The 26474-nt window shown below is 57.6% G+C and carries 28 protein-coding genes and 1 pseudogene; 20 read left to right on the top strand and 9 right to left on the bottom strand.

What is annotated here, in order from left to right; all coding sequences use genetic code 11:
• Positions 1-344: 344 nt before the first annotated feature.
• Together HV340_RS02540 and HV340_RS02545 are read left to right on the top strand one after the other, a co-directional pair.
• Positions 345-581 (top strand): annotated as a pseudogene (locus tag HV340_RS02540) (OmpG porin family protein); the annotation flags it as partial.
• Positions 582-689: 108 nt separating this feature from the next.
• Positions 690-1640, top strand: coding sequence for an aminoimidazole riboside kinase (locus tag HV340_RS02545; RefSeq protein WP_113656626.1), 951 nt, complete (start codon positions 690-692; stop codon positions 1638-1640).
• Between the two features lie 210 nt (positions 1641-1850).
• Here the strand turns inward: HV340_RS02545 and trpS are convergent, their stop codons facing one another.
• On the bottom strand, positions 1851-2852 hold the full coding sequence (trpS, locus tag HV340_RS02550) for a tryptophan--tRNA ligase (RefSeq protein WP_181216281.1): 1002 nt from the start codon (positions 2850-2852) through the stop codon (positions 1851-1853).
• 199 nt (positions 2853-3051) lie between these two features.
• Between trpS and fosA the strand changes: the two genes are divergently transcribed.
• Positions 3052-3477 carry a FosA/FosA2 family fosfomycin resistance glutathione transferase gene (gene fosA / locus HV340_RS02555; protein WP_073397218.1) on the top strand — a complete coding sequence of 142 codons (426 nt, stop codon included), beginning with the start codon at positions 3052-3054 and terminating at the stop codon, positions 3475-3477.
• On the opposite strand, the gene HV340_RS02560 is transcribed toward fosA, so the two are convergent.
• Positions 3463-4470: a LacI family DNA-binding transcriptional regulator gene (locus HV340_RS02560; RefSeq protein WP_073397102.1), complete on the bottom strand. Its 1008-nt coding sequence runs from the start codon at positions 4468-4470 to the stop codon at positions 3463-3465. The two genes, fosA and HV340_RS02560, sit on opposite strands and share 15 nt — an antisense overlap.
• Before the next feature lie 185 nt (positions 4471-4655).
• On the opposite strand from HV340_RS02560, the gene HV340_RS02565 reads away from it, so the two are divergent.
• Together HV340_RS02565 and HV340_RS02570 are read left to right on the top strand one after the other, a co-directional pair.
• Positions 4656-5744 (top strand): cellulase family glycosylhydrolase, encoded by a 1089-nt coding sequence (locus HV340_RS02565; RefSeq protein WP_151887991.1) that lies wholly within the window; start codon positions 4656-4658, stop codon positions 5742-5744.
• Positions 5745-5789: 45 nt separating this feature from the next.
• Positions 5790-7184 carry an MFS transporter gene (locus HV340_RS02570; protein ID WP_020885339.1) on the top strand — a complete coding sequence of 465 codons (1395 nt, stop codon included), beginning with the start codon at positions 5790-5792 and terminating at the stop codon, positions 7182-7184.
• Between the two features lie 33 nt (positions 7185-7217).
• Here HV340_RS02570 and HV340_RS02575 read toward each other — a convergent pair whose 3' ends face one another.
• Entirely contained in the window at positions 7218-7604 is a 387-nt protein-coding gene (locus HV340_RS02575) for a VOC family protein (RefSeq protein WP_032681743.1), read from the bottom strand.
• Between the two features lie 93 nt (positions 7605-7697).
• Here HV340_RS02575 and HV340_RS02580 point away from each other — a divergent pair, with 93 nt between their 5' ends.
• The 3 genes from HV340_RS02580 to HV340_RS02590 all read left to right on the top strand — a co-directional run bounded on the left by HV340_RS02580 (position 7698) and on the right by HV340_RS02590 (position 10371).
• A complete protein-coding gene (locus tag HV340_RS02580) occupies positions 7698-8468 on the top strand; it encodes a DeoR/GlpR family DNA-binding transcription regulator (RefSeq protein ID WP_020885337.1) in 771 nt (256 codons plus the stop codon).
• A 63-nt stretch (positions 8469-8531) separates the two neighbouring features.
• Positions 8532-9134, top strand: a complete 603-nt coding sequence (locus HV340_RS02585) for an ATP-dependent Clp protease proteolytic subunit (RefSeq protein ID WP_014168451.1) — start codon at positions 8532-8534, stop codon at positions 9132-9134.
• A gap of 115 nt (positions 9135-9249) precedes the next feature.
• A complete protein-coding gene (locus HV340_RS02590; protein WP_032679556.1) occupies positions 9250-10371 on the top strand; it encodes a cupin domain-containing protein in 1122 nt (373 codons plus the stop codon).
• 38 nt (positions 10372-10409) lie between these two features.
• Here HV340_RS02590 and HV340_RS02595 read toward each other — a convergent pair whose 3' ends face one another.
• Positions 10410-10604, bottom strand: a complete 195-nt coding sequence (locus HV340_RS02595; RefSeq protein WP_020885335.1) for a DUF2767 family protein — start codon at positions 10602-10604, stop codon at positions 10410-10412.
• 229 nt (positions 10605-10833) lie between these two features.
• On the opposite strand from HV340_RS02595, the gene HV340_RS02600 reads away from it, so the two are divergent.
• From HV340_RS02600 to foxA, 3 genes are all read left to right on the top strand, one after another.
• Entirely contained in the window at positions 10834-11067 is a 234-nt protein-coding gene (locus HV340_RS02600) for a DUF2171 domain-containing protein (protein ID WP_020885334.1), read from the top strand.
• Positions 11068-11205: 138 nt separating this feature from the next.
• Entirely contained in the window at positions 11206-12159 is a 954-nt protein-coding gene (locus HV340_RS02605) for an AraC family transcriptional regulator (RefSeq protein WP_020885333.1), read from the top strand.
• 121 nt (positions 12160-12280) lie between these two features.
• Positions 12281-14389 carry a ferrioxamine B receptor FoxA gene (foxA, locus tag HV340_RS02610; protein WP_181216541.1) on the top strand — a complete coding sequence of 703 codons (2109 nt, stop codon included), beginning with the start codon at positions 12281-12283 and terminating at the stop codon, positions 14387-14389.
• Between the two features lie 66 nt (positions 14390-14455).
• Here the strand turns inward: foxA and HV340_RS02615 are convergent, their stop codons facing one another.
• Complete coding sequence (locus HV340_RS02615) at positions 14456-15871, bottom strand: PLP-dependent aminotransferase family protein (protein ID WP_014168456.1); 1416 nt, start codon at positions 15869-15871, stop codon at positions 14456-14458.
• 176 nt (positions 15872-16047) lie between these two features.
• On the opposite strand from HV340_RS02615, the gene HV340_RS02620 reads away from it, so the two are divergent.
• The gene (locus HV340_RS02620; RefSeq protein WP_014168457.1) at positions 16048-16209 is read left to right on the top strand and encodes a DUF1127 domain-containing protein; all 162 of its coding nucleotides are present in this window, start codon (positions 16048-16050) and stop codon (positions 16207-16209) included.
• Between the two features lie 59 nt (positions 16210-16268).
• Here the strand turns inward: HV340_RS02620 and HV340_RS02625 are convergent, their stop codons facing one another.
• On the bottom strand, positions 16269-16523 hold the full coding sequence (locus HV340_RS02625) for a DUF4282 domain-containing protein (RefSeq protein WP_020885330.1): 255 nt from the start codon (positions 16521-16523) through the stop codon (positions 16269-16271).
• 81 nt (positions 16524-16604) lie between these two features.
• Positions 16605-17993, bottom strand: coding sequence for a PLP-dependent aminotransferase family protein (locus tag HV340_RS02630; protein WP_014168459.1), 1389 nt, complete (start codon positions 17991-17993; stop codon positions 16605-16607).
• Between the two features lie 102 nt (positions 17994-18095).
• On the opposite strand from HV340_RS02630, the gene HV340_RS02635 reads away from it, so the two are divergent.
• The gene (locus HV340_RS02635) at positions 18096-18575 is read left to right on the top strand and encodes a carboxymuconolactone decarboxylase family protein (RefSeq protein WP_032679560.1); all 480 of its coding nucleotides are present in this window, start codon (positions 18096-18098) and stop codon (positions 18573-18575) included.
• Here HV340_RS02635 and HV340_RS02640 read toward each other — a convergent pair.
• Entirely contained in the window at positions 18562-19464 is a 903-nt protein-coding gene (locus tag HV340_RS02640; RefSeq protein ID WP_020885327.1) for a LysR family transcriptional regulator, read from the bottom strand. The genes HV340_RS02635 and HV340_RS02640 overlap by 14 nt on opposite strands.
• A 100-nt stretch (positions 19465-19564) precedes the next feature.
• Here HV340_RS02640 and HV340_RS02645 point away from each other — a divergent pair, with 100 nt between their 5' ends.
• The 7 genes from HV340_RS02645 (at position 19565) to HV340_RS02675 (ending at position 25206) form a co-directional block, all read left to right on the top strand.
• On the top strand, positions 19565-20980 hold the full coding sequence (locus HV340_RS02645) for an aldehyde dehydrogenase family protein (protein WP_063925688.1): 1416 nt from the start codon (positions 19565-19567) through the stop codon (positions 20978-20980).
• Between the two features lie 108 nt (positions 20981-21088).
• On the top strand, positions 21089-21412 hold the full coding sequence (locus tag HV340_RS02650; protein WP_063925687.1) for an antibiotic biosynthesis monooxygenase: 324 nt from the start codon (positions 21089-21091) through the stop codon (positions 21410-21412).
• Positions 21405-21782, top strand: a complete 378-nt coding sequence (locus tag HV340_RS02655; protein WP_041162412.1) for a hypothetical protein — start codon at positions 21405-21407, stop codon at positions 21780-21782. Before HV340_RS02650 ends, HV340_RS02655 begins: the two co-directional genes overlap by 8 nt.
• The gene (locus HV340_RS02660; RefSeq protein WP_063925686.1) at positions 21775-22470 is read left to right on the top strand and encodes a winged helix-turn-helix domain-containing protein; all 696 of its coding nucleotides are present in this window, start codon (positions 21775-21777) and stop codon (positions 22468-22470) included. Before HV340_RS02655 ends, HV340_RS02660 begins: the two co-directional genes overlap by 8 nt.
• A 135-nt stretch (positions 22471-22605) precedes the next feature.
• Positions 22606-23076, top strand: coding sequence for a MarR family transcriptional regulator (locus HV340_RS02665; protein ID WP_025205651.1), 471 nt, complete (start codon positions 22606-22608; stop codon positions 23074-23076).
• Positions 23073-24140, top strand: a complete 1068-nt coding sequence (locus tag HV340_RS02670; RefSeq protein ID WP_086533213.1) for an HlyD family secretion protein — start codon at positions 23073-23075, stop codon at positions 24138-24140. Before HV340_RS02665 ends, HV340_RS02670 begins: the two co-directional genes overlap by 4 nt.
• On the top strand, positions 24130-25206 hold the full coding sequence (locus HV340_RS02675) for a DUF2955 domain-containing protein (RefSeq protein ID WP_063925685.1): 1077 nt from the start codon (positions 24130-24132) through the stop codon (positions 25204-25206). The genes HV340_RS02670 and HV340_RS02675 overlap by 11 nt, the downstream gene beginning before the upstream one ends.
• On the opposite strand, the gene HV340_RS02680 is transcribed toward HV340_RS02675, so the two are convergent.
• A complete protein-coding gene (locus HV340_RS02680) occupies positions 25203-26474 on the bottom strand; it encodes a DUF445 domain-containing protein (RefSeq protein ID WP_063925684.1) in 1272 nt (423 codons plus the stop codon). The two genes, HV340_RS02675 and HV340_RS02680, sit on opposite strands and share 4 nt — an antisense overlap.

A 26474-nucleotide genomic window follows, 5' to 3' on the forward strand; every position in this document is an offset into this window, starting at 1 on the left:
AAGGCATCACGCAACACATTAAATGGATCCAAAGTTAAAATGATTAGACATACCCACATTTTGCTCAGAAAGACGGCATGTTGAATAAGCTGCCTTTTGGGTTTTCCTTAACGTGCTAATTGTCGATGTTTAAATTCTGGGTGTATCATCTGCCCCGAATATTTAAGTACTAAAACACATCTGGTTTTGATAATTTCCGATAAATACTGTTGACGGTTGCAGTTATCTCCTTATAAAAAATGCATTAATTGATCCGTGCCCAGTAAGCAACCGAAGCAAAATGAAAGGCTTTTGAAGCCCTCACCCTAACTTAACCATCGCAGTAGCTTGGCCCAAATGCTCCAACGCTCAGCGGCGGGTATGGCCATTATAAGAAATACAATGCGCAGCCTGAAGATGGCGAAGTCTTCCAGAATACCCGCAACCGCTTCCTGAAGGTATCGGCGAATTACCCTTTGACCTCTCGTTTTACCGTGTCCGGAGAAGTTACTGGCTCGTTGATAAAACAGGACGGAAGCTGGGTGACCCACGGTGAGGCTGTTACCACCGAATATAAGCTGATGCTGGATTATAACTTTTAAACCGTATGCCTGGATAATCCATGGCACCTGTTCACGCTTAAGCACTATTAAAAAACTGACCTTCCCGCAGGTCGCATTTAAAAAGTTAATTATTATTGAGGAAATGTCATGAATATCTGGACTCTTGGCGATGCAGTGGTGGATCTTCTACCGCTTTCAGACATGCAATATCAGGCCTGCGCAGGAGGAGCCCCGTTCAATGTGGCAATTGGCGCTGCGCGTCTGGGCTGCCAGAGTGGTTTTATTGGCCGGGTCGGTGAGGATGACTTTGGTTATTTTCTGAAGAAAACGCTGTCTGACGCAGGCGTTTCAACCGAAAGTCTGCAGTTGGATAATCAGCACAGAACCAGCACGGTATTGGTCTCTCTGGGCCGCGCTGGCGAGCGTGGATTTACGTTTTTAACCAACCCTTCCGCGGATCAATTTTTAACACCCGATGCGCTGCCCGACTTTAGCGACGATATTCTGCACTTCTGCTCTCTGGCCCTGGTCGCCGAAACGTGTCGTCATACGCTCGTCACCGCCATCAGCCATGTAAAACAGCGTGGGGGATTACTGAGTTTCGACGTGAATTTACGGGAGCAAATGTGGCCCGATAAGCATGAAATGCTCGAGACGGTGCGTCATTTCGCCGCCCAGGCCGACATTCTTAAACTCTCGGAAGAAGAATGGCACTGGATGACAGGCTCTCACGATTTTTCCCATGCGCTTAATGCTCTCAATGCTCTGCCCGCGCAACTTAAAGTCGTGACCTACGGTGAGCAAGGTGCCATGGTGCTGTGGCGCGACAGCGTTATTCATTTCGACGGTTATACCGTCAACAGTATTGATACAACCGGGGCTGGCGACGCGTTTGTCGCAGGGTTGCTGGCCTGGATTGCACATCGCGGGATGCCGCAGAATGTTGAACAACTCCACCAGTCCATTGCTCAGGCCAGCGCCTGCGGTGCCCTCGCGACAACGCGCAAAGGGGCGCTGACCGCGTTACCTGATACCAACGCACTTAATAACTTTATCACTCGATTCTCGCTACCGGATTACGAGGTGAAAAAGGGCTAAACAGGGTGAGAACATGTTTTGTTCACATCCTGGATATCAGCGCCGTCCAGACCATTGAGCAGGGCGGCTAGCCGCATCGGTAGAGATATCCCCTGACGCCATCCCTCCAGACTCACTACCGCCGCCACTGCTGCGAGAGTGCGGTGGTTCTGGTTGTGAAGGCCACAGATGCAGGCGTCGACTGAGGAGAAGACGACTGTAATCGCGAGTTCAAAACACCGGCACCCCCAGCCCAACCTTCACCTCCCTCAGCGTCCCCTGTGTCACCGCCTGCGCCCGTTCCGTGCCGCGCTTCAGCATCGCCATCAGCTCCCCTTTATCCTGCATGTACATCGCTCTGCGTTCCCGCATCGGTGCAATCAGCTCCTGCAGGCACGCTTCCAGCTCGTTCTTGCATGTCCGGTCACCCAGTCCGCCCGCCTGATAATGCGCCTTCATCGCTTCCACTTTCGCTTTGTCCGGATGAAACGCGTCGAGGTAGGTAAACACCACGTTTCCCTCAATCTGCCCCGGGTCGCTCACCTTCAGGTGGTTCGGGTCGGTGTACATGGCACTGACCGCACGGTGAATCGTCTCTTCACTGGCAGAAAGGTGCAGGGTGTTGCCCAGTGATTTCGACATCTTGGCGCTGCCGTCGATGCCGGGCAGGCGGCCGGTGTCGCTGAGCATCGCTTTGCAGTGGCGCAGCACCGGGGCAGGCAACAGGCTGTTCATCTTGTGCACAATCTCATTGGTCTGCTCAATCATCGGCAGCTGGTCGTCGCCGACGGGGACGCACTCGGCTTTGAACGCAGTGATGTCCGCCGCCTGGCTGATGGGGTAGGCCATAAAACCGACCGGCAGCGAGCGGGCAAAGCCTTTCTGCGCAATCTCATTTTTCACCGTCGGGTTACGCTCGACGCGGGCGACGGTGACGATGTTCATATACAACATTGTCAGCTCGGCGAGAGCGGGCAGGGCGGACTGCAGGCAGAGTGTCGTCAGGTTCGGGTCGATGCCGGCGGCGAGGTAGTCGGCGAGCACTTCAGGGATGTTGTCGCGGATTTTTTGCGGGTTGCTGCCGTTGTCGGTCAGCCCCTGCAGATCGGCAATCAAGACATACTGGTTATGCGTCTGCTGAAGCGCCACGCGCTGGCGCAGCGAACCGACGAAATGGCCCAGGTGCAGCGGGCCGGTTGGGCGGTCGCCGGTGAGGATGGTTTGAACGTTCATAAAGACTCCTTAATGTGCAAGTGCCGAAAGGGGTCTTAGAAATGTAAAAGCCGCCTTTCGGCGGCTATCTGAAAATGGGGAAAACTACTCCGTGCCGCCTTTAAGAAGGCAGCCACCAGCGGTTTATGGTGAGCACGGCGTGGTTTATGTTCATGAAGTTACCGTACCATGTCTGGCGCAAAAAACAAAAGGGCACGTCATGCTGCAATCACTCAACCATCTGACCCTCGCGGTCAGCGACCTGCAAAAAAGCATCACCTTCTGGCACGAGCTGCTGGGGCTGACGCTGCACGCCCGCTGGAATACCGGGGCCTATCTTACCAGCGGCGATCTGTGGGTCTGCCTGTCGTACGACGAGGCGCGCCAGTATGTGCCGCCGCAGGAGAGCGACTATACCCACTACGCGTTTACCGTTGCGGCGGAAGATTTTGAGCCGTTCTCGCACAAGCTGGAGCAGGCGGGCGTTACCGTCTGGAAGCAAAACAAAAGCGAGGGGGCATCGTTCTATTTTCTCGACCCGGACGGGCACAAGCTGGAACTGCACGTGGGCAGCCTCGCCGCGCGGCTGGCGGCGTGCCGGGAGAAACCCTATGCCGGAATGGTCTTCACCTCAGACGAGGCTTGATGTCCGTACCTTCAGCCTGCCCGCCAGCGTCACATGGGTGGCGGCATCTTCCTGATTGCACAGGTACTCCACCGCCAGCCGTCCGAGTTCGCTGTAGGGGAGCTGGATACTGGTCAGCGGTGGGGTGAGTTGCTCGGAGATCTTCTGGTCGTCGTAGCCCGCCAGCAGCATATCCTGCGGGATGCGCACGCCGTTTACCGCCAGCGCCTGATAGCAGCCGATCGCCAGCCAGTCGCTGGCGCAGAAGATGGCGTCCGGGCGTTTGTCCAGCGCCAGCAGAGAGGTGGTGGCGGTAAAGGATTCGCTGAACTGCCAGTTGGTCTGGCGCACCAGACCCTCGTCACAGGCTAAACCGGCCTGCTGTAAGGCGGCCTGATAGCCGGCCAGCCGCTGGCGGGAGGCCTCCATCCAGCTCTCGCCGGTGATGTGGGCGATACGCGTAGCACCGCAGGCGATCAGGTGTTTGGTCACCTGGAAGGCGTTGGCGTAGTCGTCCGGAATAAACGACGGCAGCAGCGGCGAGCCGGGATCGCGCTGATTGAGCAGCACCAGTGGAATGCGGGTGCAGTCCTGAAAAGCGGTCATGTCGACAAGGGTGGTAACGGGGGAGGCGAGGATGATCCCCACGCAGTTACGCTTCTCCAGCTGGCGGATAATGTTCAGCGCCAGCTCTACGTCATCACCGTAGTCGTACACCGTCAGCAGCGCTTCGTTGCGCCATGCGGCTTCCCGCGCCTGGCTGATGGCATCGATAAACGGATCAAAGCTTTGCAGGGAACTTACCAGCAGGGCGATTTCCTCCTGGTTGCGCGGGGCGTGAATGGCAGGCAGGCGGTCATAACCGAGCTCGGTCGCCACGCCGATCACCCGCTGGCGGGTCTCGTCGCTGAGCTTGATGTTACGGGACTGGTTGAGCACCAGCGATACCGTCGCCTGCGACACCCCCGCCGCCCGCGCAATATCGTTCATCGTGACTTTTGTTTTTCGCTTCATCCGTCCTCTCCCTCTCGCGACACCGCATCATACCCTAACTGTTCGCTTACGCGCCGTCGATCACGTTTCTTATTCGCGCCTGCATGAACTTTGTGAAGGCTGTCGCTTTTCGGAGCGTCATGAATTGCGCATTTATCCCGCAACTAATATTTATTAGCTAAATATTATCAGTAAGAGGACGCGTAATGAAAGAGCAGTGGAGCAGGGAGCAGGCACAGGCGTGGTATCAGCAAAAAGGCTGGCTGTGTGGGTTTAACTATTTACCGTCGACGGCGGTGAACTGGACTGATATCTGGCAGGAAGAGACCTTCGATGCCGATACCATCGATCGCGAACTGGGCTGGGCGGCGGAGGCGGGCTACAACACCCTGCGCATCAACCTGCCGTTTATTGTCTGGGAACACGACCGCGACGGCCTGATGGCGCGCATCGACGCGTTTCTGGCGATGGCCGACAGCCACGGGTTCAGCACCATGCTGACCCTGATGGACGACTGCGGTTTCTCCGGCGATGAACCGTATCTGGGGCCGCAAAAACCGCCGGTACCGGGCAAGCACAACAGCCAGGCGGCAGCGAGCCCGGGGCGCGATAAAGTCTGCGATCCCGACTGCTGGCCGCAGATTGAGCGCTATATCCGCGACGTTATCCGCCAGTTCCGCAACGATGAGCGCGTACTGCTGTGGGATCTGTATAACGAGCCGGGCAACCGCGGCATTTTTGCGACCGGTACGCAGGAGGTGCAGTACGACGCGAAGCTGGAGACCTGCGCGCATGAGCTGATGAAGCTGGCGTTCCGGTGGGTGCGTGAAGAGGATCCCACTCAGCCGCTCACCGTCTGCGCGTGGCGTCTGCCGGCGGAAGAGGAGGGCGAGACGTTTTATCAGCATCCGCTGGATCAAACCGCGCTGGCGCTATCCGATGTGGTGAGCTTCCACGCTTACACCAACACCGGACGCATGACCGCGATTATCCAGCAGCTGCAGGCGCTTGGGCGACCAATCTTCTGCACCGAATGGCTGGCCCGCCACGTGGGCAGCACCCTCGAGGAGCAGCTCCCGTTGATGTACACGGCGAAGGTCGCGCCGTATCAGTGGGGGCTGGTGCGCGGTAAAACCCAGACGTGGCTGCCGTGGCCGGTGGTGATGAAGGAGTCTACGGACTACTGCCGCCTCTGGTTCCACGACGTCTTTGAGGAGAACGGTATCCCGTTCTCGCGCAGTGAAATGGCCTTAATGAAGAAGCTCCGTAAGATCGCCCCGAAAGCGCAGGGCTAATAATATCGACCCGGCGGCCTGCCGCCGGGCAACCAGGTACGCACTATGGCAATGACAATGAAAATACCGTCTCGCGAGTTGTGGTCTTATTTTGGTTATGGATTAGGTCAGTGTTTTAGCTTTGGTCTAGTGGGTTCGTTTATTAACTATTTTTATACCGACGTGCTCGGGATTTCGGCGCTGGCGGCGAGTACCATCTTCCTGATTGCCCGCGCGTGGGATGCGGTTCACGACCCGCTATTTGCCAGCATAATGGACACCATTAACACCCGGTTCGGCAAGTTTCGCCACTTTTTGCTGATCGCCCCGTTACTCATTACCGGCGTCACGCTGCTGTCGTTCTATAAAATCGAAGCGGACATGACCACCAAAATTCTCTACGCCGGGGTGACGTACATTCTGTGGGGAACGCTGTACGCCATCTCTGATATCCCGTTCTGGTCGATGTCGTCGGTGATGACTAATGACTCCGGGCAGCGCACCCGCGCGGTGACGGCGGCCATGCTGGGGGTTAACGCCGGAATCGCCTGCGCCAATATTTTCTTCCCAAAACTGGCGGCGTTCTTCGCCCAGTACAGCAACGACAAAGGCTATTTTATGGCGGCGCTGGTGATGATGCTGGTCGGCCTGCCGCTGATGCTCAACGGCTTTATGCAGATTAAGGAGCGTGTGCCGCCGAGTCCGGAAAAGGTGACGATACGTGACACTTTCCATAACCTGCGCCAGAACAAGCCGCTGTTTATCGTTCTGCTGTCGTTCTTCTTCTGCGTGTTCCATAACGTGGCCGGCGGCCTCTACATCTACTTCTTTATCAACAATATGGGTGACGGCAGCCTGCAGATGGCGATCGGTGTGATGGGGATTATGGCGGCGGTGGTGTGTCTCGTCGCCCCGATGCTGACGCGCAGAATGCAGAAGCGGAAGCTGTTTATGATCCTCTGCGGACTGGATGTCGCGGTACGCGTGGTGATGTGGTTTGTGGGCTATCAGCAGACGGCGATGCTGTTTATCCTGCTTGGCCTGAGTACGCTGTTTGTGATGATGTCCAACATTCTCACCTCGTCGATGATTGCCGACACCATCGAGTATGCGGAGTACCACACCCACAAGCGCTGTGCGGCGATCACTTTCTCCGGACAGACCTTTACCGGCAAGATGTCGGTGGCGGTCGGCGGTGGGTTAATCGGCGTGTTTCTGACGATGATCGGCTATGTCCCGCAGGCACAAACCCAGAGTGACGGCGTGCTGTCGGGGCTGTTCTTTGGTATCTGTCTGCTGCCCGCCATCGGCTCGCTGATCCGGCTTGGGTTTATGTCGCGCTTTACCTTTACCGAGGAGAAGCATGCGGAGATTTGCCGGTTGCTGGCGGAACGTCAGCACGAGAAAGCGCAGCAACGTGAGGGCGAGGAAAATCTGGCGCGCCCGGCCACGGTGAATTAAACATTAACGCCTGCATGGCAGGCGTTATGTCTTTTACTCTCCTGTGAGCTCAATCCGGTTGCCGTCCGGGTCCGCAATCACCGCCTCATAAAACCCATCCCCGGTCATGCGGGGGGCGCTGAGCAGGGTGCCGTTTGACTGCGCCTGCGCCGCCATACGGTCCACCTCAGCCTGGCTGCCGACGTGAATGGCGATATGTGCCCAGCCAATAAACTCCGGATGAGCCGGGGCGTCGGGCAGGTCCGGAACCGTCATCAGTTCAAGGGTTGGACCGCCATCCAGGGTAATAAAATGTGACGCAAAGCCCGGGCGATTTTTGCTGAGGTAGCGTTCATTACGGCGTCCGCCAAAAACCGTTTCCCAGAACTGTACCTGTGCATCAAGGTGTCGGGTCCAGAGTGCAACATGGGCAATGTTCATTGTTATCCTCGCGGTGAGTGCTGATTGACAGAGCACGCGCAGTGCAACATTATGCGCTTTGATGCTCGGTTTTGTTATTTTAAAGGACTTATAATGCTCGATTATGCTGCTTTTCCGGAGCAACGACAAGCGCTGATCCGTCAGATCCTTCAGGAGAGCGGAAGGGTGGTGTGCACCGAACTGGCGACACAAATGAAGGTCTCCGAGCACACCATTCGCCGTGATTTACATGAGCTTAGCAAAGAGGGCTTCTGTAAAAAGGTCTACGGTGGCGCGGTACTTCAGCTTCCGGATGCGGGGACATTTAGCCGCCGCGAGCAGGAAAACAGTGCACAAAAAGCCACAATCGCGCAGAAAGCGGCAACGCTGATCAAGGCAGGTGGCTGTATCTTTATGGATACGGGCACCACCAATCTGGCGCTGGCGAAAGCCCTTCCTGCCGAACTCAGCGTGACGGTGGTGACCAACTCCCCGGCCATCGCGACCGCGCTGCTGCAACATCCGCTGTGCGAGGTGATCATCACCGGCGGGCAGATCCAGCGGGCGTCCGGCGCGACGGTGGGTGCCACGGCTGCAAGCCAGCTTGAGGGGATTATCTTTGATCAGGCCTTTATCGGTGGCTGTGCGATGGATCCTGAGATGGGGCTGACCGGCTTTGATTTTGCCGACTGTGCGTTCAAAAAAGCGGTGATCGCCCAGAGCAACCAGACCATCGTGGCGTTGACTGCTGACAAGCTTCCCGGCGTGGCGCGCTTTGTCGTGGCAAAGAGCCGCGACATTGATGTGCTGGTGGTGGACGCGAATATTAAACAGGACGTTATCGACGCGTTTGCGGCGCAGGATGTTCGCATTGTGTGCGCCTGAGGACTTTGACCGGTAAAACAGGCTACACTCTGGTTTTGAGCGCTAAATGCTGAGGACATAACAATGCACTACACACTGAAAGAAGGCGATAAGGATAAAGCGGAAGGGTCAAACGGCGCGGGCGCGCTGCAGCAAAAACTGCTCGAGTCCCGCTCGATTGTTATCTCCGGTGAGATCAACCAGGAACTGGCGCAAAAAGTCATTACCCAGCTGATCCTGCTGCAAAGCGTGAGCAACGATCCGATCAAGCTGTACATCAACAGCCAGGGTGGCCACGTGGAAGCGGGTGATACCATCCATGACTTCATCAAGTTCATCCGTCCGGACGTACACATCATCGGTACCGGCTGGGTGGCGAGCGCCGGGATCACCATCTTCCTGGCGGCGAAAAAAGAGCACCGCTACTCTCTGCCCAACACCCGCTTTATGATCCACCAGCCGCTGGGTGGCGTGCGTGGTCAGGCGACGGATATTGAGATTGAAGCGCGCGAGATCATCCGCATGCTGGATCGCGTGAACAAGCTGATCGCTGACGCCACCGGCCAGCCGCTGGAAAAAGTGAAAAAAGACACCGACCGCAACTTCTGGATGTCTCCGGCAGAAGCGCTGGACTACGGCATTGTGGGTAAACTGATTACGCATTATGACGATCTGAAGCTGGATTGATCCCTCAGGGCCGGACGTTTGCGCCGGCCTTCTCCTCTCGTTTGACCCATGACAAGTTCCCCCTTGACCGTCTCCCCTATAATCGCGCCTGTTTACCCTCTCACTGGTGCTACCCATGGCGTATCAACTGAACCTGAACTGGCCGGAATTTCTTGAAAAATACTGGCAGAAACAACCCGTAGTGCTGAAAAATGCCTTCCCCAATTTTGTCGACCCGATTACCCCGGACGAACTGGCAGGGCTGGCGATGGAGCCTGAAGTCGATAGCCGTCTGGTCAGCCATTCCAACGGTAAATGGCAGGCCAGCAATGGTCCGTTTGAGCACTTCGATGGCCTGGGCGAAACCGGCTGGTCGCTGCTGGCGCAGGCGGTGAACCACTGGCACATGCCTGCAGCGGAGCTGGTGCGCCCGTTCCGCGTCTTGCCAGACTGGCGTCTGGATGATCTGATGATCTCCTTCTCTGTCCCTGGCGGCGGCGTGGGCCCGCATATCGATCAGTACGATGTGTTTATCATTCAGGGGATGGGAAGCCGCCGCTGGCGCGTGGGTGACAAGCTGCCAATGCGCCAGTTCTGCCCGCATCCGGCACTGCTGCACGTTGATCCGTTTGAGCCGATCATCGACGAAGATCTGGCCCCGGGCGATATCCTCTACATTCCACCAGGCTTCCCGCACGACGGCTTTACCCACGAAACGGCGCTCAACTACTCCGTCGGTTTCCGCGGGCCGAACGGCCGCGATCTGATCAGCAGCTTTGCCGATTACGCGCTGGAAAACGATCTGGGCGGCGAGCACTACAGCGATCCGGATCTGACCTGCCGCGAACACCCTGGACGCGTGGAACAGTACGAGCTGGATCGTATTCGCCAGATGATGATCGACATGATCAGCAAGCCTGATGATTTCACGAAATGGTTCGGTAGCTTTGTCTCGACGCCGCGCCATGAGCTGGATATTGCCACCGCGGAACCGCCGTACACGGCAGAAGAAGTGCTTGATGCATTGCAGGGTGGCGAAACGCTGTCTCGCCTGAGCGGTCTGCGCGTGTTGAATATCAACGGCAGCGTCTTCATCAACAGCGAACTGCTGGAAACGGTAGATGCGAAGGCTGCGGACGTGCTGTGTCGCTACACGGAACTCGGCCAGGCTGAGCTGGGCGAGGCGCTGAACAATCCGGCGTTTATTGACGAACTGACCGGACTGATTAACCAGGGCTACTGGTTCTTCGACGAGTAACGGCTGGCGGCGTTTAGCCAGGCTAAACGCCGCCTCGTTCAGACCAGCATATTACAGGCTTTCCAGTAATTCAGGAGCCGCTCATCGTCGCGCTCCTTCTCTGCTTTTGTTTTCATCGCCTGCGCCAGATTTTCACGCGACAGCTCGTGGCCTTTTTGCACAATGTCTAAAACCGCTTCACCAAGAGCCAGTGAAATTTCTGTACGATTATTACGAATATTACGAATCGTCATTAATGCCTCCTCGTTGGTTGCGATAATGTAATTATGAAATAAAAAATAAACGTCGAGAATAATTCATCTTATTCTTATTTTTTCATTATGCTTCGCTATGCCTCGCGGTAGCCATAATATCCTGTTGTGTCAATGATGTTTCAAAATGCTAATAAGCGCCCGCAAGTCAAATTTATGCGCTACAGTTAATTCCGTGCAACGGCCAAATAACCAAAACGGGAGAATTATTATGGTAGATAAAAACGCAATTATGGATCACGCTCAGGTTGTCGCCAGCTGCGGAACACACGTCGGTGTTGTGGACCATCTGGATGGTGAGCGCATCAAGCTTGCGAAAAGCGATCCGGAATCCGGTGGGAAGCACCACTTTATACCGCTCGGTTGGGTGGACAAAGTGGATGATAATAAAGTTGTCCTGACCAAAAACCATAAAGAGGTTTTTGCTGAGTGGCAGCAAGCATAAATATATCTCTTTAACTGAAATATATTTCTTCGCTCCGGCTCAGACCGGAGCGTAATACGTTTTATGCCCAGTGATTGCTGCCACCACCAATGAATGGTACTGTTTCGTTTGTCCTTTCCCCGATGCAGGCACCGTCATATGCTCCAGCGTGAAAATAGATCAGCGAAACGCCTGTTTTTTGTTGAGGATTTTCAGATATTCGGTGAGCGCTACGGCATCGACTACCGGTTCCCGCAGTTAAAAGATGCGCAGGTCAACAACCGCGCCGTGTTGCAGGGGAATGTGGAAGAGATGACGCTTTCATCCGGCATTTCACTGACCCACTCCAACGTTCGCGTTTTACAACCTTACGAAACCACCTCTCGCCATAGCAGCCCACTCTATATGCTGGTGGTGCTGGAAGGGGGCGTCACGATCGCGCTCAATGGCGTTGAATATGTCGTACGATCCGGCATGGCCTTCAGCTCCCGCCTGAGTGAAGAGCAGATAATGTGCGCGCGTCACGATGCCGACAGCACGCTGAAAACGCTCTCGTTTGGTCTATTCCCACACGATGCCAGGCGCGAGACCCTGCTTGAGTCGCTGCTCCAGGAATGGCAAAGCCTGAATGCGCCCACCCTGGTCTGGCACGTTCCTGAGTTTGTCCTTGCGGGGATCCAGCATGCTCAGCAGCAGGGTCTAAGCGCGTTATCCCGTCAGCTGTTGCTGGAAGGGCTGATGTATCAGCTTCTGGGCCAGGGTTTGGCGCAGCGCCAGCAATCCTTCCCGTGCCGGCCTGAACATGCGCGTCTTGAACGCGTGCGCAGCAGGCTGGAACAATCACCGGAGCAGGATCATACTCTTGCGCAGCTGGCCGCCCTCGCCGCCATGAGCCCGAGCAGCCTGCGCAGCAAATTTCGTCAACGCTACGGCTGCACCCTTTTCGATTACCTGCGCGAGTGTCGGCTCGCGCTGGCGCGTCGCTATCTGCTTGAAGGCTATAGCGTGCAGCAGGCGGCGTGGATGTGTGGCTATCAGCACGCCACCAATTTCGCTACCGCGTTTCGTCGCCATTACGGTATTGCACCGGGCGACGTGCGCAAACGCCGCTAACCTACTTTCTCTCTTCGCGCGAACGCAACCCGTGCGGTTTAGCACCGCGCATACGTATCCTGGCGGCGCGCATAGCTGTTTGCCCTCTCAAAAAGGTAATAATTCTTATTAACAATAAGAAATACCTTTGGAGAGGGTTATGTTTGCTAAGTCACGTCTGGCACTGCTGGTGGGATGGGTTACCGGTAGCGTCGCTTTTCCTTTACTGGCGCAGGATGCCCAAAAAACGGACACCGTTGTGGTCACGTCGCAGATGCAATCTGCTGCCACCAAGCTTGAAACGCCGGATATAGAGACTCCGCAGTCGGTCTCTATCGTTACCCGCGAGCAGTTTGAAGAGCAGGGCGCGACCAGCGTGCGCCAGGCGGTGAGTTATACGCCGGGGGTTTACAGCAACCAGATTGGCGCGTCAAACCGCTTCGACTACATGGTGCTGCGCGGTTTCTCCGACGGCAGTCTGGATAATGTCTACCTCGACGGCCTGAAGATGATGGGAGACACCAACTCTCACAGCTCGCTGGTGGTGGATCCCTGGTTCCTCGACAATATCGAGGTGGTGCGTGGCCCGGCCTCCGTGCTGTACGGCCGTTCATCGCCGGGCGGTATCGTGGCGCTGACCTCCCGCAAGCCGTCGTTCGATCCGGGCGGGGAGATTAAGCTATTTGCCGGGAACAATAACCAGCGCGGGGCGATGTTCGACGTTACCGGTCCGGTCGATGATAACGACCGCGTGGCGGTGCGCCTCAGCGGGATGACCCGCTATGCCGATTCCCAGTTTGATCCGCTGAAGGAAGCGCGCTACGCGCTGATGCCGAGCCTGACCTGGCGCATCACTGATAACACGCGTCTGGATCTGATGGCCTATCTGCACCGCGATCCGGAAGGGGGGAGCCACTCCGGCCTGCCTTATGACGGCACCGTGGTGCCGCATAACGGTAAGAAAATCACCAACACCTTCTTTGAAGGTGAGGATGATTACGACAAGTACGATCGTCGGGAAAACATGGTGGGCTACAACATTGAGCACATGTTCGACAGCGGCTGGACGGTGCGCCAGAAGCTGCGCTATCTGCACACCAAAGTGGAGCTGAATCAGGTATATGCCGCGGGCTGGCTGAACGATACCGAGCTCAACCGCGGCTATTCTGGTTCTGACGAGAAGATGAATGCCATCACGCTGGATAACCAGGTCGACGGCAGTTTCGATACCGGGGCAGTTAACCACCGCGTGCTGATTGGCCTGGATTATCAGGACCGTACCAATAACGTGACCGGCTACTACGGCGGTTTCCCGCCCATCGACGCGTTCCACCCGGTTTACGGTGCGAAACCGGATTACATCACCCAGTACAGCAAGGAAAAACATAAGCTGCGCCAGACCGGATACTACCTGCAGGATCAGATGTCCATTGACTGCTGGCGCCTGACGCTGGGCGGGCGCTATGACCAGGTAAGCGTGTCGAACGTTGATAACGTTAACCATACCCGCAGCGACCTGGATAAGAACAACGTCAGCAGCCGCGCGGCGTTGCTGTATCTGTTTGATAACGGTGTCGCGCCGTACGTCAGCTACTCCACGGCCTTTACGCCGACCAGCTTCGCCGATGAGCAGGGCAACATTCTGGACCCGATGAAAGGCAAGCAGTGGGAAGCGGGCGTGAAGTATGAACCCGAGGGGATGAACAGCCAGTTCAGCGCCTCGGTGTTCCGCATCAACCAGAAGAATATCGCCACCAAAGAGGAGCCGACCGATCCGTACCGTTCCATCGGTGAGATCGAGTCCGAGGGCGTTGAGCTGGAAGCGGTGGGTCAACTGACCGACAGCCTGCGCATGCAGGCGGCGTATACCTATACCGACATTCGCTACAAGAAGAGCAGCCCGGAAGAGGAGGGCAAGCGCGCCGTCTATGCGCCGCGGAATATGGCCAGTGCCTGGCTCAGCTACGACGTGAAAACGGGCCCGCTGGACGGCCTGACCGTCGGCTCCGGCGTTCGTTACGTCAACGGCATTACCAGCGATCGCCAGAACACCCATACGCTGCCGTCGTATACGCTGGTGGATATGGTGGTGGGGTATGACCTGTCGAAGGTGGGGCTCACGGGTATGAGCGCGCAGCTGAACGTCAATAATCTGACCGATAAACGCTATGTGGCGGCGTGTAACTCGCTCTCCTACTGCTATTTCGGCGCGGAACGCAGTATCGTTGGCAGCGTTTCATGGACGTTTTGAGTCGGTGACAGTGCCGGGCGGCGGTGACGCCTTGCCCGGCCTGGTGGAGGAGGGCATCAGGCCGCACTACTCCTCCATCGCAATCACAATTGCCTCACCCATCTTCTTCAGCGCCTCGCGATGCTTCTCCGTTGGCGGTAACGCAACGTTGATCCGCAGGCAGTTGCGGTACTTGCCGGACGCAGAGAACAGCGACCCGGCTGCCGCCTGGATCTTCAGCCGGCACAGCTGCTTGCTGACGCACACCATGTCGACGTTTTCCGGTAACTCCACCCACAGCAAAAAACTGCCCTGCGGACGCGTCACGCAGATCTCCGCCGGGAAGTACTGCCGCACCCAGCAGGTATAGGTTTCCATATTCTGCTGATAAATCTGGCGCATACGGCGAACGTGACGATGATAATGGCCGTCGCGAATAAACGCCGCCACCGCCATCTGCGTTCCCGGCACGTTAAAGCCGCCTGCGGCGTATTTCATGTGCATCACCCGGTCGTAATAGCGCCCCGGCACAATCCAGCCGACGCGCAGGCCCGGTGCCACGGTCTTGGTAAACGAGCTGCACAGGAGCACGCGGCCATCAATGTCCATGGAGTGAATGGTGCGCGGGCGCGGGTATTCCGCCGCCAGCTCGCCGTAAATATCATCCTCCACGATCACGATATCGTGCCGCTGGGCGAGAGCCAGCACCTGCTTCTTCCGCGCTTCCGGCATGATAAAACCCAGCGGGTTATTGCAGTTGGGCACCAGGATCACCGCTTTAATGGGCCACTGCTCCAGCGCCAGCTCTAACGCTTCAATGCTGATCCCGGTTTCGGGATCGGTGGGAATTTCGATGGCTTTGATGTTGAACCCGCGCAGCATCTGCATGGTGCCGTGAAACGACGGAGATTCCACGGCCACAATATCGCCCGGTTTGCATATCGAGAGCAGGGCAATCGACAGCGCGCCGTGGCAGCCATTGGTGATGACAATCTCATTCGCGGCCACGGTAGAGCCGCCGTCCAGCATCAGCCGTGCGATCTGCTCGCGCAGCTCGAGCCGACCGTCGAGCACGTCATAGCTCAGCATCTCGCCCGGATTGTGCTGCGCGATGCGGCTCATTTCACGCCACAGCGGTTTCAGGCTCGGTTGATTGACGTCCGGCGAGCCGCCGCCAAAGGAGATCATCTCTTTGTCGGCACGGGCATCCAGCAGCATCATCACTTCATCCCACTGGGTGACGTCTACCGGACGCTGCACCGGACGCGTCATTGCCGGTACGGGCGGCATGGCCTTACGTTGCGAGACAAAATAGCCGGAGCGTGGCTGAGGCGTGATCAGCTGCAGATTTTCGAGGATCTGGTAGGCCTGCTGTATGGTGCTGATGCTAACGCCATGCTCCTGGCTCAGCGCGCGCACCGACGGCAGACGTTCACCGCTGCGATACAGCCCTTGTTGAATGCGTTCCGCCAGAAGGTTGGCGAGATGTTGGTAGCGCGTCATGCTGTATCCTTTGTTTTCACCATACAGATTGTAAAACCAGTACAGATTGCCGCAAAAAACGGCATGCAGATACAGTTTTAGCGGATCTGTATGTTAAACAAAAGATGTTTTTGAATCTGTATTGTACGCCCTGAATTCCACGATGATAACGCTACTGGCACAGTGAGGAGAGCATCATGGAATTTTACGAGAACCGTTCAAAACGTCCGTTTATTGTTTTTGTCTGGATCGGCAAAACGCTACGCAATTGGTACCGTATTCACCGCACCCGTCGCATCCTGAGTAAGATGAGTGACGAGCAGCTTAAGGATGTCGGGTTGTCGCGCTATGATGTGTAAGCGGGCAGGGTCGGCGCTGGCCGGGTAAGGAGAAACCCCTACCCGGCGCAACGGAGAGATTATTCGACTGATTTCACCGCGGTGTTTTCAGCGATGCGGCGCAGATATTCGTTATTCTTAAACGCAACCATGATCAGTTCGAACGTCACGCGACAGCCGATCAGGCTGAAAATCATCCCGATAAATCCGGTGATCAGATGATCGGTAAACATGGAATACACGCCGGCAATCAAAATCACCAGCATGACGATCCAGTAGAAGAAGACCAGCACGCGTGGCGTTAATAAGTAGTCAAATCCCAGAATGGCTTTCATTTTCTTTTCCTTAGAAATATAAAAAAGGCTCAAGATTGTATCTTTATCACGTTCTTTTATGGCGTGGATAGCTATCTGATTTCAGAGTAGTAATTCCAGCGTTTCTTGTTTTGGCCTTTCAAGTAGTGCCACCGCCTCCTGATACGTGCGCACATTGTTATAGCCCATCACCAGGCCGTACCGCTTGCCCGAGCCGCGATACCACTCCGAGAGCGCGTTAACCTGCAGCTGCTGCGCTTGCCAGCAGTGCGCGATTTCCCGGTCACAACTCCCCTTCGAAAGGAATGCCACGATGTGCATCCCACCGTCGTTTTGCTCGGTGAAAAACAGGTCGCCATACACCTCCTGTAAAGCCTTAATCATCCACTCCCGCCGGGTCTGATACAGGGCCCGCATCTTCTTAAGATGTCGGAAAAAATGGCCTTCGTTGAGAAAGGCGGTGAGGATCTTTTGCGTCAGCACCGGCTGGCCGCTGGTAACGATGTCCGCGCAGTCGGTAAACGCCCCGAGGGTGCTGGCGGGCATCACCACGTAGCCCATGCGCAGCGACGGCATAATGGTTTTGCTGAAGGTGCCCATAAAAATGACCCGGTCGTGCCGGTCGAGGCTTTTTAGCGACGGCAGCACCTTGCGGGTGTAGTGAAATTCCCCGTCGTAGTCATCCTCAATAATCCAGGCCTCGTTCTGACTCGCCCAGTCGAGAAGCTGTTGTTTACGCGGCAGAGAGAGGGTGACCGCCAGCGGGCTCTGGTGCGACGGGGTGACGATGGCGAAGCGGGCATCGCGATGGTGGCGCAGCAGGTATTCCGTATCGATCCCGGCGCGATCGACCGGCACGGTGTGCAGGCGCGGCACGATCCGCTTGAGCAACTGCTGGCCCATAAAGTAGCCCGGATCTTCAAACACCACCTTGTCGCTGCGGCTGGCCAGCGTATCGAGGATCAGGCGCAGGCTACCGCTGTAGCCGCTGGTGATCAGCACCTGCTCGGCAGTGCAGGCGAGTCCGCGTGAAATATTAAGGTAGCTGGCAATCGCCTGGCGCAGCGGATACCAGCCCAGCACGGGCGGATTCAGCATCTCTTCCTGGCGCATGGCGCGCGTCGCCTGGCCTGAAAGCAGCAGCCATTTTTTATAGGGAAAGCTGTCGAGGGAGGGAATGCCGGGGCGCAGAAAACCTGCCCGTTCGCGCTGGCCGATCAGCGAGGCCGGAAGCGTGCCGGTGGTCTGCTCCGCAGGGGCGTGCTGCGCGGGCAGTAACAGGTCCGGATTGACCCGCGTGCCGCGTGCCCCCTGGCTTACCAGATACCCTTCGCCCGTCAGGATGGCGTAAGCGGTTTCAACGGTTTTGCGCGCCACCTTCAGCTCTTCCGCCAGCACGCGAATGGCGGGGACTTTGTCGCCAGGCTTTAGCACGCCACGCGTGATGTTGTCGCGATAGCGGGTATAAATAGCGTGATAGCCCGGCTTCATGTCCTACCTCGTTTGACGGTTTTTGTATCTTTTTACTATGTCATTATCCGCGTAGATTGTCCTCATCGCATGACATATGCCGCACAAAAAAGAGGAAAGACAATGAGCACTCGCGTCAACCACCATAAGATCACACCTGCCCTCGCCAACGCGCTGTCCAACCTGAGCATGGAAGTGGCGAAAACCTCTCTCGACCCGGCGCTGAAGCACCTGATCGACATTCGTGTCTCACAGCTGAACGGCTGTACCTTCTGCCTGGATATGCACTCGAAAGAGGCCAAAATCGCCGGAGAGCGCGAGCTGCGTCTGTACCATCTCGCGGCATGGCGCGAGTCCCCGCTGTTCAGCGCCCGTGAGAAAGCGGCGCTGGCCTTCGCCGAAGCGCTGACGCAAATTAGCGTGCATGGCGTGAGCGATGCGCTCTACCGCAGCGTGGCGGAGCACTTCTCGGACGTGGAGATTTCAGAGCTGAACTTTGCCATTGTGGCGATCAACGCCTGGAACCGTCTGGGGATCACGTCCCGCATGGCGCCGGGCTCGCTGGACGCGGCTTACGGGCTGAATAAAGCTAACCTCGAATAACCCCGCGCTCACGGATCATCGCCACCAGCGCCCGTAACCCTGGCGGGACGTGGCGATGCCCCGGATAGTACAAGCGCAGCCCGGCAAACGGCTGCGTCCAGTCGTTTAACACGCTCACCAGTTCCCCGCTTTCAAGCTCTTCCCGGATATACAGTTCCGGTAAAAACCCTATCCCTAATCCCGCCTTCACGGCCCGGATCGAGGCGAAGAGATCGGACGTGGCAAAGCGCGGCGGTACCGCCAGGGCGTACTGTTCCCCGTGACGCGCCAGCTCCCAGCGGTAGATCCCACCGTGCGCCATGCGCATACCGATCCCCTGATGTAAGAGCAGATCCTCCGGCGTGTGCGGCGTGCCGTGGCGGGCAAAGTAATCCGGCGTGGCGGTGACAAGCTGGCGGATCTCACCGGTCAGCGGCACGGCGATCATGTCCTGCGGCACGGATTCTTCAAGACGGATCCCAGCGTCGTAACCTTCTGCGACGATGTCGATCATTCGTGCTTCGCTTAGCGTCTCGACGCGCATTTTCGGGTAGCGGATCATAAAGTCGATCAGCAATTGATCCAAAAAGAGCGCACCGATATGGTTCGGTACGTTTAAGCGCAGGGTGCCGGCAGGTTCGCCGGTATCACTGTGGATCTCTTCGCTGGCCTGGCGTATCGCCTGCAGTGCCGGGCCGATACGCGCCACGTAGCGCTGCCCCGCGTCGGTAAGCGCCACGCTGCGGGTCGTGCGGTTAAACAGGCGCGTCTCCAGGCGGCTCTCCAGCCCGGCGATAGCGTTACTTACCGCCGTGGCGGACATGCCCAGCTCCTGTGCCGCACCGCGAAAACTGCCGCGCCGCACCACCGCCATGACCACTTCCAGCTCTGTCAGACCCGAACGATGCATAGATTATCCTGAAAATCGAAACAACCCTTGCAGCATAGCGTGGATTATCGCAACGGAGAAGCCGTGCCAGACTGTGTCCATACAGCCTGAGGAGGTTTATATGCACAACATCGAACAGATCTTTATCAACGGCGAATTTGTTACCCCGCACGGCACCGAACGTTTTGATTTATACAATCCGGCGACGGCGCGGGTGATCGGCCAGGTTCGCCTGGCCGATGAGGTAGACGCGGAGCATGCCATCGCGGCCGCGAAAGCGGCATTTCCGGCGTGGTCGCAAACCCCCCGACAGGAACGTATTGCCGCGCTGAAACGCATGCATGCCGCCGTGGCCGCCCGTCATGATGCGCTGCTGGACGCGGTGATTGAAGAGTACGGCGCGCCAGCCTCGCGCTCGGCGTGGATGGCCCGCTACCCGGCAGATGTCATTGCCCAGGCCATCGAGGCGCTGGAAGCCTTTGAGTTTGTGACCACGGCGGGGGCGGCAACGGTGCAGATGACGCCGCTTGGTGTCGCCGGGCTTATTACCCCGTGGAACAGCGACGCGGGGTTTATCTGCGGCAAACTGGCGGCTGCGCTCGCGGCGGGCTGCACGGCGGTGATTAAACCGAGCGAGATGAGCGCGCTGCAAACCCGCATTGTCACCGAGGCGCTGCGCGATGCCGGGTTACCGCCGGGCGTGTTTAACATTGTCACCGGACGGGGCGATACGGTCGGTGAGACCCTCAGCCGCCATCCGGACGTGGCGAAAATTTCGTTTACCGGTTCGACCGTTACCGGCAAAGCGATACTGCGCAACGCGGCGCAGAGTGTTAAGCGAGTGACGCTGGAGTTAGGCGGTAAATCGCCGACGATCCTGCTTGATGATGTCAATTTGGCGCAGGCTATCCCGCTGGTGGTGCAGGCCGGGTTTATGAACAGCGGGCAGGCGTGCGTGGCCGGAACGCGCATTCTGGTACCGCAGTCGCGTAAGGCGGAAATCGAAACTGCGCTGGCGCAGGCCGTCGCGGCCGTGAAATCCGGCGATCCGCGGGATAACGCGACAGAAATTGGCCCGATGGTCAGTGAAAAACAGTGGCTGCGGGTGCAGGGCTATATCCGTAAAGGTCTCGACGAGGGGGCAAACCTGCTGGTGGGGGGGGAAGGGCGTCCAGAAGGGACGCAGGACGGCTGGTTTGTGCGCCCGACGCTGTTTGCTGACGTCACTAACCAGATGGCGATTGCCCGGGAAGAGATCTTCGGCCCGGTACTGTGTGTGATCCCTTATCAGGACGAGGCCGAAGCCGTCGCCATTGCCAACGACACCGAGTATGGCCTGAGTGCGATGGTGCTGGGCAGGGATGTCGAACGTGCGCGTCGCGTGGCGCAGCAGATTGTCGCGGGCCGCGTGCTGGTGAACACGCTGGCCCATGAGCCTAAAGCGCCGTTTGGCGGATTCAGGCACTCCGGCGTGGGGCGTGAGATGGGCGAGTGGGGGATCCGTGCGTTTATGGAGCCGAAGTCGATTCTGGGATAACCGTTTGTCGCCCTCCCGGGAAGCGGGCGACAATACTTCGCCCTTCACCGAAGCATCCGCATTTTCTTTCCTGCATGCTCTTCGCACCCTCACAACGGAGAGACAACCATGATTGCAGTCCTTTTCGAAGCCCAGACCGCGCCTGCCCACCAGGCGCGTTACCTGCAGCTCGCAGCCGAACTCAAGCCCCTGCTGGCGGATATCGACGGGTTTATTGATATCGAGCGTTTTCAGAGCCTGACCACCGACGGCAAAATTCTCTCCCTCTCCTGGTGGCGGGACGAAGAAGCGGTCCGCCGCTGGAAGCAGAACGTCTTTCATCAGGCGGCGCAGAGGGAGGGGCGGGAGGCCATCTTTACCTACTACCGCATTCGGGTGGCGCAGGTGGTGCGGGAATACGCCTCAGAAACCGGAGGGCATGCGGATGTATGACGTTCATGTGATTTTCGACGCTACGCCAGGGGAACTGGCGCGATTCGGCCAGCTGCTTGGGCGCAATGGTGTGGGGCTGGAGGGCGGTGGCGTGTTTGGTACCGAAGCCCATTTCCTGGTGGAAGAGGGCGAAAAAGCCCGTCGCGTGCTGCTTGAGGGCGGGTTTAACGTCCGGTCAGTCCGTAAACCGCTGATCAGAAAACTGCAGCAGGCGCGCCCCGGTGAGCTGGGCGAGATTGCCGCGGCGTTAGCGGCTCACGGTGTGTCTGTACTGACCCAGTACAGCGACCATGCGAATCACCTCATTCTGCTGACGGATAATGATAAGCTGGCGGCAGAGATCACCAGACCATGGGCAGTCAATGCTTAAGACCCGTTTACCCCCTGACAACAGCGCGCTGCTGGAGCAGGCCATGGCGGCAGTGGCCGCCGCCATGGCGGATCCGTCGCGTGTGAAAATGCTCTGTGCGCTGATGGATGGCAGGGCATGGACCGCCACCGAGCTGAGCGCGGCGGCGGATGTCGCCCCCTCCACCGCCAGCGGGCACCTGACCCGTCTGCTGGACGGAAAGCTGATTACCTGCCTGTCACAGGGGCGGCATCGCTATTACCGCCTGGCAGGACACGACGTGGCGGAACTGGTCGAGCAGATGATGGGGCTGTCGTGGAGCCGCATCACCCCGCCGGAAACCACCGCCCCGAAAGCCCTGCGTGAAGCCCGCACCTGTTACGACCATCTGGCAGGGACGGTGGCCGTTCAAATCTATGATTTTATGCAGGCGCAGGGCTGGCTGGAGAGGGACGGGTCAGCCCTGACCGTGTATGGACGCGAACAGTTCCTGACGCTCGGTATTTCATTAAGCGCCAATCCGCGCCGTAAGGCCTGCTGTGCCTGTCTTGACTGGAGCGAGCGGCGGTTTCATCTTGGGGGCGAGGCGGGCGCGGCGCTCCTCGCGTACCTGGACAGCAACGGCTGGATCCAGCGGGTGACGGGATATCGGGACGTGGTGGTCACCGCGTCGGGAAACGTTGCCATTAAAAAACGTTTTAGCCGCTAAATTCTCCGCGGTTTGATGCCCTTTCCCACCGGGAGAGGGCATTCGTCTTTCGCAATTCCTGCTCTTTTGTCTCTCGTTTCTTGATACTTACCCTGGTAACTATTATCTTGACCGCGTGTTACGAGAGGATATCCCATGCGTGAAGAAGAACTGTTTAGCCGCAGACCGATGGGGATGCGGATGGCCATGATCGTGCGTCAGTGGCGCGCCGTGATTGACGACGCCATTCTCGAGACCGGGTTAACCCAGTCGAGCTGGACGGTGATGATGCAGCTTCAACAGCTTGGGGATAACGTCTCGGTGAGTGAACTGGCGGAGGTGCAGGGTATTGAACTGCCGCCGCTGATGCGCACGCTGACACAGCTGGAAAAACAGGGTTACCTGTTACGCACTGTATCGCCTTATGACAAGCGTATCCGGCTACTCACGCTGACGCCGGAGGGGAACGCCGTACTCAGGACGCTCTCCCGGGTGATCGAGACATTTCAGGCGCGCGTATCGCAAAACATCGCGCCGGAGCATCTCGATATTTTCAGCGCCACATTGAATCAAATCGCCTGCAATTTGCGGAAAATCCGCGAAGAAGATAACAAGACCGAAAAATAATGACTCCTGAACAAAAGTTTGCCCGCTGGGTAAGGGTAAGTATTGCCTCTTTCCTGCTGATGTTTGTCTACTTTGTCGTCGCGGACATCTGGATCCCGCTGACGCCGGACTCCACCGTCATGCGCGTGGTGACACCGGTTTCTCCGCGCGTCTCCGGCTACGTGGCGGCTGTCCATGTACACAACAACAGCCAGGTGAAGCGAGGCGACCTGCTGTTTGAGCTGGATGACACGCCGTTTCGCAATAAAGTGGAAGCAGCGCAAATCGCGCTGGAGCAGGCACGTCTTTCTAACGAACAGCTGGATGCACAGATCGCGGCCGCACAGGCCAGCCTGAAAACCGCCGTGCTGACCGCGCGTAACGACAAGGTGACCTACGATCGTTATCAGAAACTCAGCACGCTGCAGAACGTGTCGCAGGCGGATCTGGATAAAGTCCGGACCACCTGGCAGAGCAGCGAGCAGTCCGTCAGTTCGCTGCAGGCGAACATCCGTAACCTGCGCATTCAGCGCGGTGAGCGGGAAGAACACCGCAACGTCACCCTGCAGAAATACCGCAACGCGCTGGATGAAGCGGAACTGAATCTTGGCTGGACGAAGGTTTACGCCCAGGCGGACGGCACGGTCAGTAACCTGCAGCTCAGCCCCGGCTATTACGCCTCCTCCGGCTCGGCCGCGCTGGCGCTGGTGAATAATCAGGCCGATATCGTGGCCGACTTCCGCGAGAAGAGCCTGCGCCATACCCATCAGGGAACCGATGCCGCCGTGGTGTTTGACGCCTTCCCGGGACACGTCTTCCGTGCGCATGTGACCAGCAGCGATGCGGGGATCCTCGCCGGACAGGAAGCGGTGAACGGCGAGCTGTCCGAGCCAGAAACCTCCAACCGGTGGGTTCGTGATGCCCAGCGTATGCGAATCCACGTGGCGCTGGACGAGGCGCTGCCGAAGCAGCTTCCGACCGGTGCGCGTGCCACCGTGCAGCTCTATAACAGCGAAGGGCCGTTTGCGCGCTTCTTCTCCGGGATGCAGATCCACCTGGTGAGCCTGCTGCACTATGTCTATTAACACTCTGGCGCGGGTGTTTACCCCGCACGGCAACATCGTCTATACGGCAAACGACTTTCGTCAGACCCTGCGCATCGTCTTTGCCGGCATGATTGCGCTGAGCATTTCGAGTTTTTACAACACTCACTACGGCGTGTTTTTCGTGGTCTACCCCATCATGCTGCTGTCGCTGGTACCGGTCTTTAACCGCCACGTGGCGAAGCAATTTATCTTTAGCGCCTCGCTTAACTGCGTTGAAATGGTCATTATCATCGGCTATCTGTCACAATGGCCGGTGATCATGACGGTAGTCGTGTTCGCCCTGTACGTCATGCGTTTTCGCTTTATGAGTAAGGGGCCGCTGTTTCTGTTTGGTTCGATGGGCGTGGTCTGCCAGAGCGTGATGCTCAACTTTATGAGCTATCCCACCACCGACTGGCATACGTTGCTGTTTTCCAATATCGAAGCGAGCGTTATGGCGGTGTGCCTGAGCGCGCTGATGAATTACCTGCTGCCGGACGTGGAGCCGCGCAAGCCGCCGCCGCTGATTGAAAAAGATGACGCCCGTGTGCGCCACGAGTCGCTGCTTTCCGGGACCGTTGCCACCCTGATTTTCGTCATCTTCCAGATAAGCGACCTGAGCGACTCACTGTCCGCGCTGATGGCCGGGGTATTGATTCTGTTTCCCATGCACTATCGCGGCGCGGTGATGAGTTCCCTCTGGCGCGTGGTCGGCGTGGTGCTGGGCTGCCTCTACATTCTGGTCGTCCAGCTTATCCTTTACGATCACAGCAGCCATATGCTGCTGATGATGCCGCTTATCGGCCTTGGGCTGGCATTTGGCGCGCGGCTGCACGTGATGGAGAAGGTTGGCGCCGGGGTCGGGTTTTCCAGCATCACCACCATCGGCATTATGTTCGGGCAGAACATGCACCCGGACAGCGACCTGGTGTTCAGCGATCTCTATCGCATTACCTCGGTGACCTTTGCGCTGGTGGCGACCCTGACAATGGTCTTCCTGGTGCATTTGATCCTCAATCGCTTTGCCCCTACGCGCTATGTGATCGTGCCGCCTGAGGCGAATTAATGCGCGAGCACGGCAGGCAATTGCGAGAGTAAAAACAGGATCAGGCCAATCGTTCCGCCCACCAGTGTGCCGTTCACACGGATGAACTGCAGGTCTTTGCCGATGTTAAGCTCAATCTGGCGCGACATGTCTTTGGCATCCCAGCTCTTGACCGTGTCGCTGATATGCCGCGTGAGGAACGCGGCAAAATCCGGTGCTACGCGGTGCGCCGCCTGCTCCAGATGCTCGTTCAGCGATGCCTGCAGGCTGGCATCGTTCGACAGCGTTTCGCCAAACCACAGTCCGGCGTTGGCGATGCGCTGCCTGACGCGCGAGTCCTCGCTTTGCATATCCGCTTTCAGCCACTGACTCAGGTCGGCCCACATCTCGCCCAGATAACGGTTAAACGCCTCGTCGTTCTTCAGGTAGTGCTTGATGTTATCGGCTTTGGCGGCCATTTCCGGATCGTTTTTCAGGTTGTCGATAAACTTCAGCGTGGCGCGGTCAAACGCCTGGCGGATCTGGTGCGTGCGGTCGTGGCTGATATCATCCAGCAGCGTATTCACCGCATTCGACACCATCTCCGCACTCTGATCGCCGAGCCACTCGGTAGGCAGCACCATGGCCTTGCGCGGATGCTCGGTCTTCAGCCAGTGCACAATCTGGTCGGCGATAAAGTCCCGCGTGCTGTCACGCTGGATAAGCGCGATCAGGCGGTTGATGATGGCGTCCAGCAGCACCTGATGGCGATTGTTCCGGGTCATGCTCTCCAGCATCACCGCGCTGGTTTCGGTGAAATCGACCTTGTCGATGGCTTTGTGCACCGCCCGTTTGAGCAGCCGCTGAATGCGTCCGTCGTCGGTCAGTTCAAGAAAACCGCTCATTACCTGAATCAGATGCAGCCCGACGCGCCGGGCGTTGTCGGGCTGGCTGAACCAGGTGCCAATCATCTGTGCCGGTTCATAGCGGCGGATCAATGCCACCAGCGACTGGGTATCGAGAAACTTTTCCTGCACGAACTGACCCAGATTGTCGCCAATGCGGTCTTTGTTGCGCGGAATGATCGCCGTATGGCGTGAGATAAACGGGATGGGCACCCGGCGAAACAGCGCGACGACGGCAAACCAGTCCGCCAGCGCGCCGACCATCGCCGCCTCGGCAATGGCCTTTACGCCGCGCACCCAGAAGGTTTGCGGCAGGAACAGGGTGGTGATAAACGCCGCGGCGGCAATCAGCAGCAGCGACAGCGCCAGCAGCTTGGCGCGTTTAAGTTCAGCTATTTTTTCCAT

This window comes from Enterobacter sp. RHBSTW-00975, assembly GCF_013615235.1.
Classification (GTDB): Bacteria; Pseudomonadota; Gammaproteobacteria; order Enterobacterales; family Enterobacteriaceae; genus Enterobacter; species Enterobacter ludwigii.

Excerpts from the sequence above, each read along its gene's own strand:
- HV340_RS02635 (WP_032679560.1), top strand. The coding sequence starts at position 18,096 with ATGAGCACTCGCGTCAACCACCATAAGATCACACCTGCCCTCGCCAAC.
- HV340_RS02580 (WP_020885337.1), top strand. The coding sequence starts at position 7,698 with ATGCTCGATTATGCTGCTTTTCCGGAGCAACGACAAGCGCTGATCCGT.
- HV340_RS02590 (WP_032679556.1), top strand. The coding sequence starts at position 9,250 with ATGGCGTATCAACTGAACCTGAACTGGCCGGAATTTCTTGAAAAATAC.
- HV340_RS02650 (WP_063925687.1), top strand. The coding sequence starts at position 21,089 with ATGATTGCAGTCCTTTTCGAAGCCCAGACCGCGCCTGCCCACCAGGCG.
- HV340_RS02620 (WP_014168457.1), top strand. The coding sequence starts at position 16,048 with ATGGAATTTTACGAGAACCGTTCAAAACGTCCGTTTATTGTTTTTGTC.
- HV340_RS02570 (WP_020885339.1), top strand. The coding sequence starts at position 5,790 with ATGGCAATGACAATGAAAATACCGTCTCGCGAGTTGTGGTCTTATTTT.
- HV340_RS02560 (WP_073397102.1), bottom strand. The coding sequence starts at position 4,470 with ATGAAGCGAAAAACAAAAGTCACGATGAACGATATTGCGCGGGCGGCG.
- HV340_RS02615 (WP_014168456.1), bottom strand. The coding sequence starts at position 15,871 with ATGACGCGCTACCAACATCTCGCCAACCTTCTGGCGGAACGCATTCAA.
- HV340_RS02680 (WP_063925684.1), bottom strand. The coding sequence starts at position 26,474 with ATGGAAAAAATAGCTGAACTTAAACGCGCCAAGCTGCTGGCGCTGTCG.
- HV340_RS02630 (WP_014168459.1), bottom strand. The coding sequence starts at position 17,993 with ATGAAGCCGGGCTATCACGCTATTTATACCCGCTATCGCGACAACATC.
- HV340_RS02545 (WP_113656626.1), top strand. The coding sequence starts at position 690 with ATGAATATCTGGACTCTTGGCGATGCAGTGGTGGATCTTCTACCGCTT.
- trpS (WP_181216281.1), bottom strand. The coding sequence starts at position 2,852 with ATGAACGTTCAAACCATCCTCACCGGCGACCGCCCAACCGGCCCGCTG.
- HV340_RS02565 (WP_151887991.1), top strand. The coding sequence starts at position 4,656 with ATGAAAGAGCAGTGGAGCAGGGAGCAGGCACAGGCGTGGTATCAGCAA.
- HV340_RS02655 (WP_041162412.1), top strand. The coding sequence starts at position 21,405 with ATGTATGACGTTCATGTGATTTTCGACGCTACGCCAGGGGAACTGGCG.
- HV340_RS02660 (WP_063925686.1), top strand. The coding sequence starts at position 21,775 with ATGCTTAAGACCCGTTTACCCCCTGACAACAGCGCGCTGCTGGAGCAG.
- HV340_RS02665 (WP_025205651.1), top strand. The coding sequence starts at position 22,606 with ATGCGTGAAGAAGAACTGTTTAGCCGCAGACCGATGGGGATGCGGATG.
- HV340_RS02595 (WP_020885335.1), bottom strand. The coding sequence starts at position 10,604 with ATGACGATTCGTAATATTCGTAATAATCGTACAGAAATTTCACTGGCT.
- HV340_RS02675 (WP_063925685.1), top strand. The coding sequence starts at position 24,130 with ATGTCTATTAACACTCTGGCGCGGGTGTTTACCCCGCACGGCAACATC.
- HV340_RS02585 (WP_014168451.1), top strand. The coding sequence starts at position 8,532 with ATGCACTACACACTGAAAGAAGGCGATAAGGATAAAGCGGAAGGGTCA.
- HV340_RS02645 (WP_063925688.1), top strand. The coding sequence starts at position 19,565 with ATGCACAACATCGAACAGATCTTTATCAACGGCGAATTTGTTACCCCG.
- fosA (WP_073397218.1), top strand. The coding sequence starts at position 3,052 with ATGCTGCAATCACTCAACCATCTGACCCTCGCGGTCAGCGACCTGCAA.
- HV340_RS02625 (WP_020885330.1), bottom strand. The coding sequence starts at position 16,523 with ATGAAAGCCATTCTGGGATTTGACTACTTATTAACGCCACGCGTGCTG.
- HV340_RS02600 (WP_020885334.1), top strand. The coding sequence starts at position 10,834 with ATGGTAGATAAAAACGCAATTATGGATCACGCTCAGGTTGTCGCCAGC.
- HV340_RS02605 (WP_020885333.1), top strand. The coding sequence starts at position 11,206 with ATGCTCCAGCGTGAAAATAGATCAGCGAAACGCCTGTTTTTTGTTGAG.
- HV340_RS02575 (WP_032681743.1), bottom strand. The coding sequence starts at position 7,604 with ATGAACATTGCCCATGTTGCACTCTGGACCCGACACCTTGATGCACAG.
- HV340_RS02640 (WP_020885327.1), bottom strand. The coding sequence starts at position 19,464 with ATGCATCGTTCGGGTCTGACAGAGCTGGAAGTGGTCATGGCGGTGGTG.